General features: G+C 68.2%; 18 protein-coding genes. 9 read left to right on the top strand and 9 right to left on the bottom strand.

Annotation, left to right across the window (positions count from 1 at the left end):
* Positions 1-60 precede the first annotated feature (60 nt).
* A complete protein-coding gene (locus WS89_RS07475) occupies positions 61-645 on the bottom strand; it encodes a DUF2889 domain-containing protein (RefSeq protein ID WP_059790261.1) in 585 nt (194 codons plus the stop codon).
* Between the two features lie 636 nt (positions 646-1281).
* On the opposite strand from WS89_RS07475, the gene WS89_RS07470 reads away from it, so the two are divergent.
* The gene (locus WS89_RS07470; protein ID WP_059790259.1) at positions 1282-1947 is read left to right on the top strand and encodes a ProQ/FinO family protein; all 666 of its coding nucleotides are present in this window, start codon (positions 1282-1284) and stop codon (positions 1945-1947) included.
* Positions 1948-2612: 665 nt separating this feature from the next.
* Here the strand turns inward: WS89_RS07470 and WS89_RS07465 are convergent.
* The 7 genes from WS89_RS07465 to WS89_RS07435 all read right to left on the bottom strand — a co-directional run bounded on the left by WS89_RS07465 (position 2613) and on the right by WS89_RS07435 (position 9194).
* Positions 2613-3200 carry a nitrogen fixation protein NifQ gene (locus tag WS89_RS07465; RefSeq protein WP_059790257.1) on the bottom strand — a complete coding sequence of 196 codons (588 nt, stop codon included), beginning with the start codon at positions 3198-3200 and terminating at the stop codon, positions 2613-2615.
* 75 nt (positions 3201-3275) lie between these two features.
* Complete coding sequence (locus WS89_RS07460) at positions 3276-3701, bottom strand: TOBE domain-containing protein (RefSeq protein ID WP_059790255.1); 426 nt, start codon at positions 3699-3701, stop codon at positions 3276-3278.
* 183 nt (positions 3702-3884) lie between these two features.
* Positions 3885-5381 (bottom strand): efflux transporter outer membrane subunit, encoded by a 1497-nt coding sequence (locus WS89_RS07455; protein ID WP_059790253.1) that lies wholly within the window; start codon positions 5379-5381, stop codon positions 3885-3887.
* Positions 5378-6346: an efflux RND transporter periplasmic adaptor subunit gene (locus WS89_RS07450; protein WP_059498794.1), complete on the bottom strand. Its 969-nt coding sequence runs from the start codon at positions 6344-6346 to the stop codon at positions 5378-5380. The genes WS89_RS07455 and WS89_RS07450 overlap by 4 nt, the downstream gene beginning before the upstream one ends.
* A gap of 1 nt (position 6347) precedes the next feature.
* Positions 6348-6560 (bottom strand): DUF1656 domain-containing protein, encoded by a 213-nt coding sequence (locus tag WS89_RS07445; RefSeq protein WP_059498793.1) that lies wholly within the window; start codon positions 6558-6560, stop codon positions 6348-6350.
* A gap of 34 nt (positions 6561-6594) precedes the next feature.
* Positions 6595-8718, bottom strand: coding sequence for an FUSC family protein (locus WS89_RS07440; protein WP_059498792.1), 2124 nt, complete (start codon positions 8716-8718; stop codon positions 6595-6597).
* A complete protein-coding gene (locus tag WS89_RS07435) occupies positions 8715-9194 on the bottom strand; it encodes a MarR family winged helix-turn-helix transcriptional regulator (protein ID WP_059498791.1) in 480 nt (159 codons plus the stop codon). The genes WS89_RS07440 and WS89_RS07435 overlap by 4 nt, the downstream gene beginning before the upstream one ends.
* Positions 9195-9797: 603 nt before the next feature.
* Between WS89_RS07435 and ehuR the strand changes: the two genes are divergently transcribed.
* The 8 genes from ehuR (at position 9798) to WS89_RS07395 (ending at position 19054) form a co-directional block, all read left to right on the top strand.
* Positions 9798-11210: a MocR-like ectoine utilization transcription factor EhuR gene (gene ehuR, locus WS89_RS07430; protein ID WP_059790251.1), complete on the top strand. Its 1413-nt coding sequence runs from the start codon at positions 9798-9800 to the stop codon at positions 11208-11210.
* 107 nt (positions 11211-11317) lie between these two features.
* The gene (gene eutB / locus WS89_RS07425) at positions 11318-12289 is read left to right on the top strand and encodes a hydroxyectoine utilization dehydratase EutB (RefSeq protein WP_059790249.1); all 972 of its coding nucleotides are present in this window, start codon (positions 11318-11320) and stop codon (positions 12287-12289) included.
* A 1-nt stretch (position 12290) separates the two neighbouring features.
* Positions 12291-13295: a cyclodeaminase gene (locus WS89_RS07420; protein ID WP_059790248.1), complete on the top strand. Its 1005-nt coding sequence runs from the start codon at positions 12291-12293 to the stop codon at positions 13293-13295.
* Between the two features lie 10 nt (positions 13296-13305).
* The gene (doeA, locus tag WS89_RS07415) at positions 13306-14514 is read left to right on the top strand and encodes an ectoine hydrolase DoeA (RefSeq protein WP_059790246.1); all 1209 of its coding nucleotides are present in this window, start codon (positions 13306-13308) and stop codon (positions 14512-14514) included.
* A gap of 3 nt (positions 14515-14517) precedes the next feature.
* Positions 14518-15567: a N(2)-acetyl-L-2,4-diaminobutanoate deacetylase DoeB gene (gene doeB / locus WS89_RS07410; protein WP_059790243.1), complete on the top strand. Its 1050-nt coding sequence runs from the start codon at positions 14518-14520 to the stop codon at positions 15565-15567.
* Position 15568: 1 nt separating this feature from the next.
* Positions 15569-16039, top strand: coding sequence for an Lrp/AsnC family transcriptional regulator (locus tag WS89_RS07405; protein WP_059498785.1), 471 nt, complete (start codon positions 15569-15571; stop codon positions 16037-16039).
* A 121-nt stretch (positions 16040-16160) separates the two neighbouring features.
* Complete coding sequence (locus tag WS89_RS07400; RefSeq protein WP_059790241.1) at positions 16161-17639, top strand: NAD-dependent succinate-semialdehyde dehydrogenase; 1479 nt, start codon at positions 16161-16163, stop codon at positions 17637-17639.
* A 20-nt stretch (positions 17640-17659) separates the two neighbouring features.
* Complete coding sequence (locus WS89_RS07395; RefSeq protein ID WP_059790239.1) at positions 17660-19054, top strand: aspartate aminotransferase family protein; 1395 nt, start codon at positions 17660-17662, stop codon at positions 19052-19054.
* Positions 19055-19195: 141 nt separating this feature from the next.
* On the opposite strand, the gene WS89_RS07390 is transcribed toward WS89_RS07395, so the two are convergent.
* Positions 19196-20128: an MBL fold metallo-hydrolase gene (locus WS89_RS07390; RefSeq protein ID WP_059790237.1), complete on the bottom strand. Its 933-nt coding sequence runs from the start codon at positions 20126-20128 to the stop codon at positions 19196-19198.
* Positions 20129-20430 lie beyond the last annotated feature (302 nt).

Here is a 20430-nt window from a genome sequence, read left to right as displayed (position 1 = left end):
CTCTGCGGCCGTTCGCTCGATGCCGTTCCGCAAACGCCGAACCGGCCGGATGCCGGCGCGCTAGCTGCCCTTTGCCGTCGCCGGAGGCTGGTGATATTCGGGCCAAAGACGTTTCACGAGATCGCGCGATGCGCCGTATGCGTAGCAACTGTCGATCTTGAGCGGCTTGCCGTCGCCGTCGCGGTAATCGAGCGACGATCGCCGCATGCCGACCATCGTCTGATAAGCCGTCGTGGCGATCGGGCCGAGCAATTCCTTCAGGTGCGTGCACGTATCGCAGGACGGCAGGCGCTTGCAAACCTCGCTATTCCAGCCGGCGCCGATGTTCAATCCGACGAGTGCCTGCAGCGAGTCGCCGCCGCCCGGACACTGCGCATACGGGTGCGAACGGATGAACGTGGATACGGCGCGCACGACCATGTCGATGTCGAAGACCAGTGTCACGCCGAGATCGTGGAGCGGCGTCAGCGCGGCGACCGTCCGCGTGCCGCCGGGTGGCTTGAAATCGCTGGTCTTGCGGTCCGCGAGGCAGGCCGTCACTTCGAACAGGCCATCGCTGCGTCGATAGCCGCGCATGTCGATCTGCCGATGGTGAATCTCCTCGCGCGTGACGTCGTCGTGCGGGGTGTCGTCTTGGGAAACCATGCATCCGCTCCATCGCTGGTAACCGGGTCTTTTCGCAGGCAACGGGATCGCGCACAGCCGATCGGGCGCGCGGTTAAAAACAGCGGGGACATGCTGCCAACGAAGTCGATTCGGCCATACTACGCACTTTCCGATATCTTCGTCCGCGACGCGATCGATGCGGACGCAACGAGTCGGGCGCCGATGCCGGTGCAAACGACGGTCGGTATGTCGCGCGACGTCGGCGGGCCACGCAACGGGTTGCGGATGCGGCACGACGCTGTTCGACGGCCGTCGCGCGGAAGACTGCGTGTCGGGTGCACGCACAGCCCGATTTCCGGTGGTAGCCGCGAATGGCGTGACATCCGGAAACGTATCCATATAATGCGCAACACGACCGCGCGGACGCATTTTCGGCGTCGCGGATCGGGCAAATGCAGACCGGCGAGTCAACCGGCCGTCCCGCGTACCGGTATACTTCCAATCCTGTCTTGTCCGGCATCGAGGCCGGGTGCCTGAAAACAGAGTGGCGTGCACGATGCGGCCCCGTAGTATTCCGCACCGGCGGCAGGCCGGCCGCACGCATGGCGGCGACGCTTTCGTGCCGCACGGCACGGCCGCACGAACCACACCTTATATTCCTGGTGGATTGAATTTATGGGTTTTGAACAACTTGCCGAATTGCGGGCGCAGCTCGCGGCGAAGGCCAAGCAGGAGCGCAACGCGAAGCGGCCGGCTGCGCCGACGGACGCCGGCGCGAAGCCGAAGTCCGGCGACCAGCCGTCCCGCGGCGCCAAGCCGGCTGCCGGCGCGAAGGCGCAGCACCGGGCGAAGCCTGCTTCGGCGAAGCCGTCGGCGCCGGTCGATCCGGTCATCGTCGCAATCGGCAAACTGCAGCGGAAGTTTCCGCGCGCGTTCCCGAAGAATCCGGCCCCCAAAGTGCCGCTCAAGGTCGGCATCTGGGACGATCTCGCACGCGAAGCGCAGGCCGTCGGCCTCAACGAAGCCGAACTGCGCGAAGCAATGTCGACGTGGTGCCGCGGCAACCGCTACTGGTCCTGCCTCGTCGAAGACGCGGTGCGCGTCGATCTGCAGGGCAACGAAGCCGGGCGCGTGACGCACGACGATGCGGCGCGTGCGCGCCGTCTGAAGGCTCGCCGCCCCGGCAAGGGCGCGGCACAATCGGCCAAGGGTGCGCCGCAGCAACCGAAGATCGAGCAGCAGACCGTTGTCGCGCCGCAATCGGCGCAAGCCGAAGCGGAAGCGAAGGTCCAGACCGACGCCGCGCCGCAGGTCGAACAACAAGCGGCCAGCAACGAGTAATTCGCACGACGCTCGTCGAACCTACTGTGCTTCCCCGCATGCAAGTCGCATGCAGCGCATGACACGACAGACCGACCTGCGTCGACAGACGCAGGTCGGGACTGCCTCCCCTGGCGCAAAACCTGCCGGTACATCACCTCCCTCGTCGAACAGACAACCCAACCGGACGACTGACGTTCATCGATCGACGTTGGCGCGCAACACGCTTCGATTGCGAAATAATATGCATAGCTGATTAATTCGGCGCGTCAATCTGAAATTCGTTTTACGCAATGTTTGCGTGGAAATCGTCGATCGACGCTATGTGCGATACCGGTCGCGGCGATGCTGATGGAGCCCGGCGTCTACGCGATCAGCCTCGGTTCCCGTTTATGGGAAACGCAAACAGCCGATCGTCGGTCCCGGCATGCGGAGTGCCGTCACGTCGTCGAGGCACGTATTGGCTCGCGCACTGGAAGCCGCTCGTCGCCGGATTCTGTTGGAGGTGCGGAACGCGCTCCGGCAACCGCCTGCACGTTTGACGAACATTCGGTCGTCGTTGCGTGAAATACCGGCGATCTGCGGGTTGCGTGAAAGCGGGAGGTGGCGTCGAAGTCGCGTAACGACAGGTTCCGGCTGACGATGCGACGCCACAGACATCGGCACGCACGTCGCCGCGACAACCATCACGCTCGACGAAAACAGAAACCGAAATCCTCGCAGCCCGGGCACCCGGGTGCGGGCCCGGGCGGCACGCCGAGCGATGCGGCTACTTCTTGCGCAAGGAATTTTTTCCAGCGCAGATGAGCGACGTTGCGCGCGGCGAGCGCGGGGAAAAAGCGCTCGAGCATCGCGGATACCGCGTCGCGCCCATCGAGCCCGAGGTCGCGCCACAGATGATCGGGGCGCAGGCATGCATGCGCGATGATCGAGGCGAGGCAGTCTGCATCGTCGCGGGCGACGGCGGGATTCGCGTCGGCCATCAGCCGTGCGTGCAGCGTCGCGACGAATGCCGAGTGGGCGGCCAGCAACGGTGGCGGCGCGACCGTCGGTGCGAGCGCGGCGGTATCGATCGATCGCAGATGCGGAAACTGCCGGGCCAGCAGGTCGGCGAACTGGCCGGCAGACAAGCCCAGCAGCGAGAGTTCGTTGCGACCCGCGCGTGCCGCGACGAGTGCACCGAACAACTGCGCGTCGGGTACGTCGACGTTGGTCGCTGCCGATTGCAACGACTGCAACACCCGTTCATGCGTGCGATCGGCCGAAGCGGTCATCGTCAGTCCCCGGACGAGAGCCCGTTCGCACTTCTACGCGGCGCACGATGAGTCGCCATCGCGTTCGTTACGCGATCACTCGACGCCGACGATCACGCTCGACGCCTTGAAGATCGCGGATGCGGCGGTGCCGCGCGCGAGGCCGAGACGATCGACGCTGTCGTTGGTGACGATCGCGACGATCTCCGCACCGCCTGCGGACTTGATCACGACCTCCGAATTGACCGCGCCCTTCGCGACCGACGCGACGGTGCCCGCGACGCAGTTGCGGGCTGACACCTTGCTGCTGTCGACGTCGACCATCACGATGACCGACGATGCCTTGACGAGCGCGAACGCCTTCGTGCCGGCCGCGAGGCCCAGCGACGCGGCGCTGCCGTGGGTGATCACGGCGACGATCTCGAGGCCGTCCTGCGTGCGCAGCGTGATTTCGTCGTTGACGGCACCGGGTTTGATGGCGCCGATCTGGCCGGCGAACTGGTTGCGGGCGCTGGTTCGCATGATGACTCTCCGGGTGGATGCCGCGGCCGGAGCGGCCGCGGCGGAAGATCAATGGAAGTACGTCGGCCAGTGTACCGTCAAAGCGGGTGCGCAGCGCGTCGCGGATGTTATCGCGCGAATCAGGAACCCCCACCGTCACGGCACGTTGCACCATGCATGCGTTTCGTGCCGACGGCGATGATGCTACGGCGCCGACGCGCCGGTCGCGGGTGCCGCAGCGGCGGCGCTGGCGTCCGCTGCGGCCGTTGCGTCATCGCTGTCCCAACCGCCGCCGAGTGCGAGGAAGAGCCGCACCTGGTCGGCCGCGACCTGGCCTTCGGCCGCCGCGACCTGCGCCTGCACGCTCGTCAACGTGCGCGTCGCGTCGAGATCGGAGAGGAACGATTCGCGGCCGGCCGCATAGAGGCGATGCGTTTCGGCAGCGGAATTGCGGGCCGATTCGTAGGCGGTGCGCAGCGCATCCGCGCGCTGCACGTCGGCCGCATAGGTCGCGAGGCTCGACTGCGTTTCGCGCAGCGCATTCAGCACGACGCCGTCGAAGTGCGCGAGTGCGCCGCCCGTCGCGGCCTCGGCTTCGCGCACGCGCGCACGCTGGCCGTTGACGGGGAACGACCAACTGATCAGCGGGCCGAACGACCAGCGATTCGTGGTGGACGAAAACAGGTCGGCGGCGACGCCGACCGAGCCCGCCGACGCACCGATGCTGACCGACGGGTACAGCGCGGCGGTCGCCACGCCGATCCGCGCGGTCGCGGCGGCGAGCTGCCGCTCGGCTTCGCGTACGTCGGGACGGCGGCGCAGCAGCGCGGCGCCGTCGCCGATCGGAATCGGCTGACGCAGCTTCGGCAGGCGTTCGCATTCGGTGGCGGCTTTCGGCAGATCGGCCGGCGCGCGCGCGAGCAGCGCGGCGAGCTGGTACTGCGCGATCTTGCGGCGGCCTTCGAAGCGCGGAATGTCGGCGGCGAGCGTGCGCACCTGCGTTACGCCGCGCGTCACGTCGGTCTGGTTGCCGCGCCCGGCGTCGCGCAGCCGCTGCGACAGCGCGACGCGCTGCCGCTGTAGCGCGAGCGACTGCTTCGCGATCGCGAGTTCGTCGCCGGCCGAGCATCCTTCGACGTACGCGCGCACGACGTCGGCGACGACCGTGATGCGCGCCAGGTCGCCGGCCGCCTTGACGGCCTCGCTGTCCGCGCGTGCGGCTTCGACGCCGCGCCGCAGCTTGCCGAACAGGTCGAGTTCGTACGACACGTTGATGCCGACCGTACCTTCGTTGACGACCGGCAGCTTGTTTTCGAGCAGGTATTGCTCGGCCGATTCCTGCGCACGCTGCACGGCCGCTTCCGCGCGGCCCGAGAAGCCGCCCTGTTCGTTCGCGACCGCCAGCGCCGCGCGCGAGCGGGCGAGGTTCGCCGCGGCGACGCGCAGGTCGGTGTTCGATTTCAGCGCATCGCGCACGAGCCCGTCGAGTACCGGGTCGTCGTACAGTTGCCACCAGTTGCCGGGCACCGCGTCGCGCGACACCAGCGCACCGCTCGCGTCGTCGAGCGCATGGTTCGCGAGCGGCGCATTGACGTACGCCTGTTGCGGCAGCTTGTAGTCGGGGCCGACCGACTTGCACGCGCCGAGTACGAGCGCAAGCGGGGCGAGCGTCGCCGCGACGCGCAGACGGTGCCGCTTCATTGCGATGCTCCCACGGCGCTCGCGGCCGTACCGGATGCGGTCGAGGCCGCACCCGCGGCGCTGGCGGCAACCGGTTTCGCATTGTCGTCGCGGCGCGATTCGGCGCCGCGCATCGACACGGTCGCGGTGCGGCCTGCGATCATCCGGAAATCGTCCGGCACCTCGTCGAGTACGACGCGCACCGGTACGCGTTGCGCGAGCCGCACCCAGCTGAACGCCGGGTTCACGTTCGGCAGCAGGTTCGCGCCTTGCGTGCGGTCGCGATCCTCGATCGCGGCGACGATGCTCTGCACGTGGCCGCGCAGCGCATGCGGCTCGCCCATCACGATGATGTCGACCGGCTGGCCGATATGGATGCCGCGCAGCTTGGTCTCCTCGAAGTAGCCATCGACGCGGAACGAGTTGCGGTCGACGACCGACAGCACCGCGCGGCCGGCCGGCACGTATTCGCCGACGCGGGGGGCGCGGTCGTTCAGGTAGCCGTCCACGGGACTGACGATCGTCGTGCGCTGCAGGTTCAGCTTCGCGGTGTCGAGCGACACCTGCGCATCGGCGACGCTGGCTTCGCCTTGTTCGACCCGCGTGCGGCTTTCCTCGACCTGTTCGCTCGCGACCAGGTTGCCGAGCTGCAGGTTGCGCGCGTATTCGCGCTTCGCCTGCGCGAGCGTCGCGCGGCGCTGCGCGAGCGTCGCTTCGGCGAGCCGCTCCGCGAGCGCGTAGCGCGCCTGGTCGATCACGAACAGCACCTGGCCGCGCTTAACCGCCTGGTTGTCGGCGACCTGCACCGACGTGATGAGGCCCGACACGTCCGGCGCGACCTGGATCACGTCGGCGCGCACGTGCCCGTCGCGCGTCCACGGCGAGAACATGTAGTAGTTGATGATGCGCCACAGCACGAGGCCGGCCACGACGACGACGATCAGGGTGAGCAGGACTTGCCCTGCCGAGAGCCAGGTTTTTTTCACGTTAGGTAGCCACGAGTTGGTGGGACACGATCACGACGGCGGCCAGCACGAACACGTAGATGCCGAGGTCGAAGATCGAACGGTGCCAGACGAGGCGGTAGAAGCCGACGCGCTCGAGCAGCGCGCGCACGACGATGTTGATCAGGTAAGCGATCAGCATCAGCACGAGCGGGGCCGGCACGAACACGCCGAAGATATCGATTTCGCCGATCATGGTCGCGGTCGGAAGGACAGGGTGGAAAGCCGGCTCATGCGCGCGCTCCGTCCGGCGCCTGAGGCGCTTGCGCGGCCGCGGCCGGATATAGCGACAGGCGCAGGCCGACGAGCGCGTGCAGCGTGTCGCGCAGCCGGCGATGCGTGGCTGGCGCCGCGGGTGCGGGCGCGCCGTCGGCCGGCGCGGTGCCCGGCAGGGTGCGACCGGCCACGCGCTGCAGCGCGTCGTCGATCGTCGCGAGCAGCGCGGGCGGCGCGGGCTGGCGCGCGTTCGCGGCCGCGCAGCGCGTGTAGTGATCGGTGACACCGGCCAGCACGCGATCGATCGCGTCGGGCACGTCGCCCGACAGGCGGCGGCGCGAGCGGCGCAGGTCGAGCGCATTCAGCGCGATGCGCAGGTCGCGGAAGCTCTCGATCGACGGGTGGCGATGGTCGTCGGACGCGCCGAGGCGCGGCAGCAGTTGCGTGACGCGGTCGAGCATCCGCGATGCGTGGTTGCGCTGATCGTCGAGCGGCTGCGTCGACGCGGCGCGCGCGACGTCCTCCCAGCCCGAGCGCAGCAGGCGCCGCACCGCGAGTTCCGCGCCGAACGGGCGCGTCGCACGCGTCCATACGTAGGCGAACAGCAGCCCGGCGACGCCCGCGAGGTTGCTGTTCAGGAACACGAAGAAATCGGCTTCGTACGCGCTCTGGATGCTGATGAAGGTGGCCGTGTTCACGGCGACGAGCATCGTCACCATGTTGAACTGCGGGCGCGGCAGCAGCGTGCCGATCAGGATGAACGGGCCCGCGAACATCAGCACGAGCATCGCGAAATCGTGCACGTGCGGCAGCACGACGAACAGGTACAGGCCCGCGAACACGACGCTCGCGGCGGTCGACAGGAAGAACTTGAACACCAGCGGCGCCGGCTCGTCGAGCGCGGCGAAAAAGCTGCACGACACGGCCACGAGCGTGACGGCGGCCGCGCCGTCGTGCCAGCCGGACGAGATCCACAGCCAGCACGCGAACACGATCGCGAACACGACGGTCAGCGTCGAGAACAGCATCATCCCGCGATCGAAGAAGCGCTCGGTGCCGCCGAGCCGCCAGTGCCGGTAGCGCGGCTGCCACACGCCCGACTCGTTCGCGATCAGCGCGCGCAGCGAGCGGCAGTCCTGCCAGATGTCGATGACCTGGCGCAGCCGCCACAGCGCATTCGACAGCAGCGCGCCGTCCCAGCTCGCCAGCGCGCTGTCGGGCGGCTGCAGCGCGGCGATGCGCTCGCGCAGGTCGTCCGCGACCGGATCGTGCGCCATGTCGCCGTCGGAGCCGGTCTTGACGGCCGGCAGCGGCGCATCGAACCACTTCGCGGCGTCGGCCAGCAGTGCGTCGAGCGCGGGCGGACGCACGTGCAGGTCGCGCATCAGCGCGATCAAGGGATCGGCGAGCGACGACATCAGCGGCAGGAACAACTGCATCCGGCCCGCGAGCGCCTGCGCGCGCGCGAGCACACGCGGATGCGCATGGTCGTAGCCCAGCTGGCTCAGCAGGAATTCGAGGCCGGTGATCGTCGCGGCGAGCCGCTGCCGGCACGCGGACAGCGCCTTGCCGGCCAGATGCCCGGACAGCGTTTCGCGGCCGTAGAACGCGGCGTCCTTGAACCATGCGTCGGTGCGCTCGATCAGCGTCGGCGCGAGCCGGTTCGGAAACACGGTGCTGCCGACCACGCTCGCGCACACGATGCCGAGCACGATTTCCTCGGTGCGCGCGATCGCGACGTCGAACACCGTGGACGGATCGGTGACGGTCGGCAGCGCGATCAGCGGCATCGTATAGCCGGCGAGCATGAAGACGTAGCTGCGCGCGGTGCGGTCGGAGATCGCGAGGTACAGCAGCGTGCCGCACCAGGTCGCGACGATGATGCTGAACAGGAGCGGCGTCTCGACGAACGGCGGCACGAAGAAGATCGCGGCGGCCGCGCCGAGCGCGGTGCCGAGCGCGCGGTACAGCGCCTTCGAGCGCGTCGCGCCGACGAACGGGTTCGACACGATGTAGACGCTCGCCATCGCCCAATACGGGCGCGGCAACTGGAAATACAGGCCGAGGTACAGCGCCAGCATCGACGCGGCGAACGTCTTGCCCGAGAACAGCCAGTCGCGAAGGCTCGGATAGGTCATGACGCGGAGTCGACGGGGCGGGACGGGTGCGACGCCGAAGGATGCGGATCGGCCGCGTTGAACGCGTTCAGCACGCGCAGCGTCGCTTCGAGATCGGCGCGCGACACGCCCTTTAGCACCTGTGCACGCAGCGCGCGCAGGTCCTCCTCCATCTTCGCGGTGATTGCGCGGCCGGCGGCCGTCAGCGAGATCGTCTTCGCACGGCGATCGTGCGGATCCTCGTCGCGGCGGGCGAGGCCGGCCGCGCACAACTGGTCGAGCAGGCGCACGAGCGACGGCCCTTCGATGCCGACGTGCTCGGCGAGCGTGCCTTGCCGCACGCCTTCGCCGAGGCGGCCGGCGATCAGCAGCGGCGTCGCGCAGGCCTCGGATACGTTGTACGCAGTCAGTACGCCGTCGCTGGTGCGGCGCCACTTGCGCGCGGTGAGCACGAGCAGGCTGCTGACGGCGAGGCGGAGGTCGTGCAGATTGGTCATGGGCGAGATGATAGGGCAAAAACATTCGATAGCAAACTATCGGTTTCGATCATCCGGATGACACTCGGACGACATGCCGCATGCGCACGGCCGGCCCGTCTGAAGCCATCCGGGCGGCGTGCCGGCCATGGTCGGGCGGCAAGGCTGACGATCCCGGGCCGCCGGCGCGCTGACAATATTGAATCGTCAGACGAGAACGGTCCGTCAGCACGGCGCGCGCGTTCAGTAAATTCGAAGCCCCGGCTCGGGAAAAACCGGACTTCGCAAAACGACCGTGGCGTGCAAATCGGGGGCTCTGCAAGCGCGCGGGCGGTTCCATGCGTGTCGACCTCATCCTCGCATGCCGCTCCCCACGTCGCGGCGGCGGCGCTCGACGACGGCAGGATGGTCGGCACGCGGGCGATCCCTGGGCATCGCGCATTCTGCGACGCAGGCGTCCCGCGACGTCCATAAAAGTGCCGGAGGCCCCGTACTCATACGGGCACGCCGATTGCGCCGCCGATTCGACCCATAAGTCCTGCTTTCGCGCGCGATTGCACTAGGACAATATTTTCGGGGTGTCTTTCTGAGCGACCATGCGGAAGCCACGACGGAGACATCGAGATGGGACGGACCGAGGTATCGGCAGGCTGGCGCGACGCGATCGGCGCGGTGCACGGCATCGAGTCGAAATACAAGCGGCTCGTGAAGGCGATCGCCAGCGACATCGAAAACGGCGCGCTCGCGCCGGGCGCACGGCTCGCGCCGCAGCGCGACGTCGCGTCGAGCCTCGGCGTCAGCGTGCAGACCGTCACCAACGCATACAAGGAGCTGGAACGCCAGGGGCTGATCCGCTGCGAGGTCGGCCGTGGCAGCTTCGTGGCCGCGCGCGTGACCGAATCGATGTCGAACTACATCCTCGATACGACCGAGCGCGAACTGGTCGACTTCTCGATCGCCCGCATCGTGCACACGCCGGAACACGATGCCGCGTGGCGCGGCGTATGTGCGGCGCTGGCCGGCACCGACGATCAGCCGTGGATCCGTTCGTTCCGGCCGATCGCCGGCCTCGACGCGCATCGCGACGCCGGCGCCGCGTGGCTCGCGTCGCTGAACATGCCGGTGCATCGCGAATCGCTGCTGGTCACGAACGGCGCGGCGCACGGGATCTTTCTCGCGCTCGCGTCGATCGTCGGGCCGGGCGATACCGTGTTGTGCGAGAGCCTGACCGATCACGGCGTGATCGGCTCCGCGAACGTGCTCGGGTTTACGCTGAAGGGGCTCGAGATGGACGAGCACGGCATTCGTCCCGAACATTTCGAGGAGATGTGCGACGGCGAGCGGATCAGCGCGCTCGTGTGTACGCCGACCCTCAATAACCCGACCGTGTCGCTGATGACCGATTCGCGGCGGCGGTCGATCGCACGCATCGCGACGCGCTACGGCGTGTACGTGATCGAGGACGACGTGTACGGCCCGCTCCCCGAGAAGACGGGCACGCCGATCGCCAGCCTGATTCCGGAGCTCGGCTTCTACTGCACGAGCATGACGAAATCGGTGCTGACCGGGTTGCGCACCGGCTATCTCGCGATGCCGCGGCGGCTCGCGTTGCGCGTCGAGAGCGTGCTGCGCGTGAGCAGCTGGATGGCGACGTCGCCGATCGCGGAAATCGCGACGCGCTGGATCGCCGACGGCACCGCGCGGCGGCTCGTCGAACTGCAGCGCCAGCGGCTCGCCGTGCGCCAGGAGATGGTGAGGGCCGCGCTGGGGCCGTATGTGCTCGGTGCGCACCCGAATGCGCTTTCGGCATGGCTGCGCGTGCCCGACTACTGGCAGGCCGAGCGGCTCGTACGCGAATTGCGCACCCGCAAGATCGCGGTGACGTCGCCCGATCCGTTCCTCGTCGGCGGCACGGAGCGGCCGAATGCGGTGCGCGTGTGCATCGGCGCCGAAACGTCCGATGCCGCATGCAACGCGGCGCTCGAGACGATCGCGGGCGTGTTCGAACAGTATCCGCACCTGAACGATTTCCACTGAACCGGCGGCGCTGCCGCGATGTCGCGCGCAATGTATCAGGACATTCGAAAGCGCGATTTGGAACATTAGACTGGATCGCATCACATTCGTCGCGAGGCGCGCGTTCCATGTCCTTCCTGTCGTTGTCCGACGTCTACCGCGCGCGCCGCCGCCTCGCCGGGCGCGCCGACGGTACGCCGCTCGTCGCGTCCGCCGCGCTGTCCGCGCGTGTTGGCGCACCCGTCCACCTGAAGCTCGAAACGCTGCAGCCGACCGGCAGCTTCAAGCTGCGCGGCGCAACCAACGCGCTCGCGGAACTCGCGGCGCAGGGCGTGACGCGCGTGGTGACTGCGTCGACCGGCAACCACGGCCGCGCGGTCGCGCATGCGGCCCGCGCGCTCGGCATCGACGCGGCCGTCTGCATGTCGTCGCTCGTGCCGGCCAACAAGGTCGAGGCGGTCGCGGCGCTCGGCGCGCGCGTGGTGATCGTCGGCGACAGCCAGGACGATGCGCAGGTCGAAGCGCGGCGCCTCGCGCGCGACGAAGGCCATGCGTACGTGCCGCCGTTCGACGATCCGCGCATCATCGCAGGCCAGGCGACGATCGGCGTCGAGATACTCGAGGCGCTGCCCGATACGGCGACGCTCGTCGTGCCGCTGTCGGGCGGCGGCCTGTTCAGCGGCGTCGCGTTTGCCGCGAAGGCGATCCGGCCGCCGATCGAAGTGATCGGCGTATCGATGGCGCGCGGCGCCGCGATGCACGCGAGCCTCGCGGCCGGCCGCCCGGTCGACGTCGACGAGCAGCCCACGCTGGCCGATTCGCTCGGCGGCGGCATCGGTCTCGACAACCGCTACACGTTCGACATGACGCGCGCGTTGGCCGACGACGTCGTGCTGCTCGACGAGCCGTCCATCGCGCGCGGCATCGCGCATGCGTATCGGGAAGAGCGGCTCGTCGTCGAAGGCGCCGGCGCGGTCGGCCTCGCCGCGTTGCTGGACGAGCGGATCGTGCGCCGCGACCGCAGCGGCCCGATCGTGGTCGTCGTGAGCGGCGCGAACATCGACATGGCCGTGCATCGCCGGCTCGTTTCGGAGCACTGACATGGCCCATCCCGTCACTTTGCTGGGTCAGGCGCAACTGCGTGCGCTGGTGCCTCTCGATCTGGCCGCGATCGACCAGGTCGAGGCCGCATTCGCGTCGCTCGCGACCGACGCGGTCGTGATGCCGCCGATCCTGAATCTCGCGCTGCCGGAGCGCCACGCCGAAGTGGACGTGAAGACGGCGTACCTGCCGCGTTTCGACAGCTTCGCGATCAAGGTCAGCCCGGGCTTCTTCGACAACCCGTCGCTCGGGCTGCCGAGCCTGAACGGGCTGATGCTCGTGCTGTCGGCGCGCACCGGCCTGACCGAGGCCGTGCTGCTCGACAACGGCTACCTGACGGCTGTACGCACCGCGGCGGCCGGCGCGGTGGCCGCGCGCCGGCTCGCGCGGGCCGATGCGCACCGCGCGGCGATCGTCGGCGCGGGTGAGCAGGCGCGGTTGCAGCTCGCCGCGCTGATGCTCGTGCGCGACATCACGCACGTGACGGTGTGGGCGCGCGATACCGCGCGGGCCACCGCATTCGCGGCCGACGTGCGCGCGGCGCACGGCATCGATGCGACGGTCGCGCGCTCGGTGCATGCGGCGCTGGCCGACGCGGACATCGCGGTGACGACCACGCCGAGCCGCGCACCGCTCGTGCACGCGGAAGACCTGCATCCCGGGCTGCACGTGACGGCGATGGGTTCGGACGCCGATTACAAGACCGAACTCGCGCCGTCGGTGTTTGGCGCGGCACGCTATTTCTGCGACCGGCTGCAGCAGACCCGCGTGGCCGGCGAACTCGCGCACGCGATCGCGGCCGGGGCCGTCGCAGCCGACGCCGTGTTTCCCGAACTCGGCGAAGTGATCGCCGGCCGCCGCGACGGCCGCACGCATCGCGACGACATCACGATCTGCGACCTGACCGGCACCGGCGCGCAGGACACAGCGATTGCCGTGCTCGCGCTGCAACGCGCCCGCGCGGCGGAAGTGGGCACGATTTTTCACAACGACCTCACGACTTGAGAGGAGACAGATGTCCGCAGTCATCGAAACCCAGAACGCCGCGCCGCGTCTCGCGTTTGCGCGCAGCGAATATGCCGCGCGCATCGCGAAGACGCGCGCGGCGATGGAGCGGGCCGGCATCGACCTGCTGATCGTCACCGATCCCACCAACATGGGCTGGCTGACCGGCTATGACGGCTGGTCGTTCTACGTGCACCAGTGCGTGCTGCTGGCGCTGGACGGCGAACCCGTGTGGTTCGGCCGCGGCCAGGACGCGAACGGCGCGAAGCGCACCGCGTTCATGGCGCACGAGAATATCGTCGGCTATCCAGATCATTACGTGCAGTCGACCGCGCGCCACCCGATGGATTACCTGTCGACCGAGGTGATTGCGGCGCGCGGCTGGAGTACGCTGCGCATCGGCGTCGAGCTCGACAACTACTACTTCAGCGCGGCGGCGTACGCGTCGCTGCAAAAGCATCTGCCGGCCGCGCGCTGGCTCGATGCGACCGCGCTCGTCAACTGGCAGCGCGCGGTGAAGTCGCCGCGCGAGATCGAGTACATGCGTGTGGCCGCGCGCATCGTCGAGCGGATGCATGCGCACATCGTCGAGACGATCGAGCCGGGCATGAAGAAAAGCGACCTGGTCGCGCAGATCTATGCGACCGGCATCGGCGGCGCGGACGGCATCGGCGGCGATTATCCGGCGATCGTCCCGCTGCTGCCGACCGGCGCGGACGCGGCCGCGCCGCACCTGACCTGGGACGACTCGACATTCTCGCGCGGCGCCGGCACGTTCTTCGAGATTGCCGGCTGCTATCGGCGCTATCACTGCCCGCTGTCGCGCACCGTCTATCTCGGCAAGCCGCCCGCGCACTTCATCGAAGGCGAGCGCGCTGTGGTCGAGGGCATCGAAGCGGGACTCGCGGCCGCGAAGCCGGGCAACGTGTGCGAGGACATCGCGAACGCATTCTTCGCGGTGTTGCGCCGCGCGGGGATCGAGAAGGACAGCCGCTGCGGCTATCCGATCGGCGCGAGCTATCCGCCCGACTGGGGCGAGCGCACGATGAGCCTGCGTCCGGGCGACCGTACGGTGCTCGAACCCGGCATGACGTTCCATTTCATGCCCGGGCTGTGGCTCGACGACTGGGGGCTGGAGATCACGGAAAGCATCCTGATCACCGAGACCGGCGTCGAGACGTTCTGCAACGTGCCGCGCAAGCTGTTCGTGAAGGAGTAGGCGATGCGTGCTTCCCCGATTACGCCGACCGTCGATTTCGACGCGGACGGCGAACAGCACGGCTTCCTGAAGCTGCCTTACTCGCGCGACGATTCTGCGTGGGGCGCGATCATGATTCCGGTGACCGTCGTGAAGCGCGGCGACGGGCCGACGGTGTTGCTGACCGGCGGCAATCACGGCGACGAATACGAAGGGCCGGTCGCGCTGTCGAAGCTCGCGGGTTCGCTGAAGGCGGCCGACGTGACCGGCCGCGTGATCGTCGTGCCGTTCATGAACTACCCGGCGTTCCGCGCCGGTTGCCGCACGTCGCCGATCGATGCCGGCAACCTGAACCGCAGCTTCCCGGGCCGGCCGGACGGCACCGTGACCGAGAAGATCGCCGATTACTTCCAGCGCCACCTGCTGCCGCTCGCGACGCACGTGCTGGACATTCACGCGGGCGGCCGCACGCTCGACTTCGTGCCGTTCGCAGCGATTCACGTGCTGGAAGACCGCGAGCAGCAAGCGCGCTGCGAGCGCGCGATGCGCGCGTTCGGCGCGCCGTATTCGATGCGCATGCTGGAACTCGACAGCATCGGCCTTTACGACAGCGCGGCGGAAGAAGCCGGCAAGGTGTTCGTGTCGACCGAGCTGGGCGGCGGCGGCACGTCGACGGCGGCGAGCGTCGCGATCGCCGAGCGCGGCGTGCGCGGCTTTCTCGCGCATGCCGGCGTGCTCGCGCGGCGCGAAGGCGAGCGCGCCGGCGCGGGCGGCGCGCCGCGTACGACGACGCTGCTCGACATGCCGGACGGCGCTTGCTACACGACCAGCGAGCATCGCGGCCTGCTCGAGATGTGCGTCGATCTCGGCAGCGAGGTCGAAGCCGGCGACGTGCTCGCGCGCGTACATGACATCGACCGCACGGGCGTCACGCCGGTCGAGTACGTCGCACGGCGGCGCGGGCTGCTCGCCGCGCGGCATTTTCCGGGCATCGTGCAGACGGGCGACACGATCGCGGTGGTGGCCGACATCGTCGAGCGCAACATCCCGGTGGCGGCCTGGAGCGACGCATAACGTGGTCAAGCTCGACCGATACGACCTCGCGATCCTGCGCCTGCTCGAGCGCGACGGGCGCATCACGAAGTCGAAGCTCGCCGAGGCCGTGAACCTGTCGATTTCGCCGGCGTGGGAGCGCGTGCGCAAGCTCGAGGAAAGCGGCGTGATTCGCGGCTATCGCGCGGACGTCGACTGGATCGGCGCGTTCTCCGGCAGCCGCATCGTCGTCGAGGTGACGCTGTCGCGGCACACCGCGCCCGACATGCGGCGCTTCGAGGATCGTGTGGCCGCGGCGCCCGAGGTCGCGCAGTGCTATGCGACTGGCGGCGGCGTCGACTACGTGCTGCACGTGATCGCGCGCGACATCGACCATTACCAGCGCTTCATCGATGCGTTGCTGATGGAAGACCTCGGCATCGAGCGCTACTTCACGTACATCGTGACGAAGGTGGTGAAGTGCGGATCCGGCGGCGCGCCGGACTGGCTGTGAAAGTTCGCGCCGGCACGCGGCAATACGGAAAAAACCGGCATTTCCGGCGGTGCAAACCGAAATTTCCGCATGCGCGGGCGCGACACAATGAAGTCCGTGCCCACCAACGAGGAGACGCAGCATGCTGCCCGGACACCCTGTTCTGTTCAAGTCGACTTGCTACGTCGACGGTCGCTGGATCCACAGCGATAGTGCCGCGACGGTCGCCGTCGTGAACCCCGCCGATCAGGCGGTGATCGGCCACGTGCCGATGCTCGAACGCGCGCAGATCGTCGCGGCCGTCGACGCCGCGCAGCGCGCCTACGGAACCTGGCGCTGGACGCCGCAAGCGGTGCGCAGCGCGGCGTTGCTGCGCTGGCATGCGCTGATCCTGCGTCACGTCGACGATTTGGCCGCGCTGCTGTCGCTGGAACAGGGCAAGCCGCTGGCCGAAGCACGCGGCGAGATCCGCTATGCGGCGAGCTTCGTCGAATGGTTCGCGAACGAGGCGAAGCGTGTGGCCGGTCGCACGATTCCGACCCACATCGACGGCGCGCATCTCGGTACCGTGATGGAGCCGGTCGGCGTCGCGGCGCTGATCACGCCGTGGAATTTCCCGGCCGCGATGATTACGCGCAAGGCGGCGGCCGCGATCGCGGTCGGTTGCACCGTGGTCGTGAAGCCCGCGCACGAAACGCCGTTCTCGGCGCTCGCGCTCGCGCAGCTCGCCGACGAGGCCGGCTTCCCGGCCGGCGTGTTCAACGTGGTGCTCGGCGAGCCGCAGATGGCGATGGAAACGCTGGTCGGCGACGCGCGCGTGCGTGCGGTGAGCTTCACCGGCTCGACGCGCGTCGGCCGGCTCGTGACCGAAACCGCCGCGAAGGCCGGCATCCGCAAGATCGCGCTCGAACTGGGCGGCAATGCGCCGTTCATCGTGACCGAGGATGCGGATGTCGATGAGGCGGTGCGGATTGCCGTCGGCGCGAAATTCCAGACGTCCGGCCAGGACTGCTGCGCGGCGAACCGGATACTCGTCGCGCGCCCGCTGTACGACACGTTCGTCGAACGGTATGCGAACGCGGTGCGCGCGCTGAAGACGGGGCCGGCGTTCGAGCAGGGCGTGGACGTCGGTCCGCTGATGCATCAGGCCGCGTTCGATGCGACGGTGGCGCGCGTCGACGATGCGCGAGCGCAAGGCGCGCGCATCGTCGCGGGCGGGCGGCCGCATGCGCTCGGCGGCTGGTTCTACGAGCCGACCGTGATCGCGGATGCCGCCCCCGGCATGCGTGTGGTCGACGAAGAGAACTTCGCGCCGATCTCGGCCGTCAGCGCGTTCGACACGCTCGACGAAGCCGTCGAAACGGCCAACGACACCGAGTACGGCCTCGCCGCCTACGTATGCGCGACGCGCATCGACACGATCTTCCAGCTCGTGCGGCGGCTCGATTTCGCGATGGTGTCGGTCAACGGCGTGAAATTCACCGGCGCGCCGATTCCGTTCGGCGGGATGAAGGCGTCGGGCCTCGGGCGCGAAGGCGGCACCGAGGGCTTCGAGCCGTTCACCGAAACCAAGTACTTCTGCCTCGGCAATCTCGGCCTGCCGGTTGCGGCGACGGCCTGACCCATTCAAAGGAGCACATCATGCAAAAATCGATCGACGCACTGCTGCGCGAGGACCGCGCCCACTTCATGCACCCGTCGACGCACGCATACGACCACGAGACCGGCGCGCTGCCGGGCAAGATCGTGCGCGGCGGCGAGGGCATCCGCATCGAGGATCACCAGGGCAAGCGCTATATCGACGCGTTCGCCGGCCTCTACTGCGTGAACATCGGCTACGGCCGCACCGAAGTCGCCGACGCGATGTACGAACAGGCGAAGCAGCTCGCGTACTACCACACGTACGTCGGCCACGCGTCGGACGCGATCATCGAGCTGTCGTCGCGCATCATCGACTGGTCGCCGGCGGGGATGAAGAAGGTCTATTACGGGATGTCGGGTTCCGACGCGAACGAGACGCAGGTCAAGCTCGTCTGGTACTACAACAACGTGCTCGGCCGCCCGAACAAGAAGAAGATCATCTCGCGCGAACGCGGCTATCACGGCTCGGGCATCGTGACGGGCAGCCTCACCGGCCTGCCGAGTTTCCACCAGCATTTCGACCTGCCGATCGATCGCGTGAAGCATACGGTGTGTCCGCACTGGTATCGCAAGGCGCCGGCCGGCATGAACGAAGCGCAGTTCGTCGCGTACTGCGTCGACGAACTCGAGAAGCTGATCGCACGCGAAGGCGCCGACACGATCGCCGCCTTCATCGCGGAGCCGGTGATGGGCACGGGCGGCATCATCGAACCGCCCGCCGGCTACTGGCCCGCGGTCCAGGCCGTGCTGCGCAGGCACGACATCCTGCTGATCTCCGATGAAGTCGTGTGCGGGTTCGGGCGTCTCGGCTCGAAGATGGGCGCGCAGCACTTCGGGATCGAGCCCGATCTGATCACGGTCGCGAAGGGCCTGACGAGCGCCTATGCGCCGCTGTCGGGCGTGATCGTCGGCGAGAAGGTGTGGGACGTGATCGCGCGCGGCTCGCAGGAGCACGGGCCGATGGGGCACGGCTGGACGTATTCGGGCCATCCGGTATGCGCGGCCGCCGCGCTCGCGAACCTCGCGATCCTGGAGCGCGAGAACCTGGTCGGCAACGCGGCCGACGTCGGCGGGTACTTCGGCGCGAAGCTGCGCGACGCATTCGATGCGCATCCGCTCGTCGGCGAGGTGCGTAGCGTCGGCATGCTGGCCGCGCTCGAGTTCATGGCCGACAAGGACGCACGCACGCCGTTCGATCCCGCACTGAAGATCGGTGCGCAGGTGTCCGCGGCCGCATTGCAGCGCGGCGTGATCGCGCGTGCGATGCCGCATGGAGACATTCTCGGTTTTGCGCCGCCGCTCGTGATGACGCGGGAAGAGGCTGACGAGATCGTCGCGATCGTCAAGGATGCAGTGGACGAGGTCGCCGAGCGGAACCTGTCGACCGTCGCGTGATGTTCAAGCGGCCCTGATGCGCGCTCCGGCGCGCGAGGCGACGCCGCCGCATGCAAGTGCGGCGGCGTTTTTTTTTGCCGATACGGTCTGGAAAAGCCGTCGGTGCATCGCCTGCGGTGCACGTCGGCTACCGACCGTCCCTCAGTAATCCCACACGACCGGAACGAAACGGAACCCGTCTCCGTGTCTTGCAATATGGCCGATGGACGGGAACGCGACATGGGCCGCGGCGAGCAGCGCGCCGGAGTCCGCGGCTTCGTTGAACAGCGCGATACGCACGTCGACCGCCGCGTCCGGATCGTGTTCGAAGCCGTTTTGCCAGTCGGGATGGTCGAAGTTGATCTCGAAAATCGCGTCGCCCGCGAACGTCAGCCTTTCTCCGTTCGATGCGACGTCGACCACGCAGTGCCCCGGCGTATGGCCGCCCGTCACCCGCGCCGACACGTCCGCGGCGACTTCCACGGTCCGGTCGAACTGCACGATGTTTTCGCCATAGAGTTCCACGAACCGCGCCGCTGCCTTGCGCAGCGCGGGCGGAACGGTTTCCGGCATCACCGTCTTGCTGAAGTCGGGATTTTTCCAGAACGCCACTTCCGCGGCCGATACGTGAATGCGGACGTCCGGGCGCAGCTTTGCCTTGACGCCGTCGACGTTCAGCCCGCCGACATGGTCCATGTGCATGTGCGTGATCACGATATCGGTGATCGCGGCCAGGTCGATGCCGGCCGATTCCAGACGCATGACCGAGCGCCCGGCGCGCGTGAAGTATTCGAAGCCGTCGCCTACGCCCGAGTCGATCAGGATCAGACGGTCGCCGCTGCGCACGAGCGCGATGTTGAGCGCCCAGTCGAACATGTCGCGTTGCAGGAAGCGGCCGTCGAACCATGCGTTGCGGTCCGCTTCGCTCACATTGGTCGACATGGTGGAAGTCGGCAGCGGCAGCACGCCGTCGCTGATCAGCACGACGTCGACCTCGCCGATGCGCACGGCGTAACGGGACGAAACGAGCTCGCCCGAACCTTCGTTGCCCAGGTAGGCGATGACGGGCTGGACGTTGCGGATGGGTGCGTTCATGTTCAGTAATCCTGTTCGTCGAGTGGGGATCGAGCCGCGCGACGCCGCGCGGTTCGCGAGCGCGATCGTGACGGTCGCGCGCTTCGGTTCGACCGGATTTCGATCGAGCGTCGCCAGCGATTGTAGTGACGGCCGACACACGCCAACAGCGCTGCACGCGTGCACATCGTGTTGTCCGGGCGACAACAATCCGTCAGCGGGGCTTCACCGCTCGAAATGCACATCGCCCGCCGTCCGTTGCCGGACGGCGGGCGATGCAATGGATGCCGTTTATGGGAAGCCGGGCGCCGCCGGCGCGCGGG

The organism is Burkholderia sp. MSMB1072 (genome assembly GCF_001524725.1).
GTDB lineage: Bacteria > Pseudomonadota > Gammaproteobacteria > Burkholderiales > Burkholderiaceae > Burkholderia.
The sequence above is the reverse complement of the archived record's forward strand: the minus strand, read 5'-3'. Positions and strand labels throughout refer to the sequence as shown.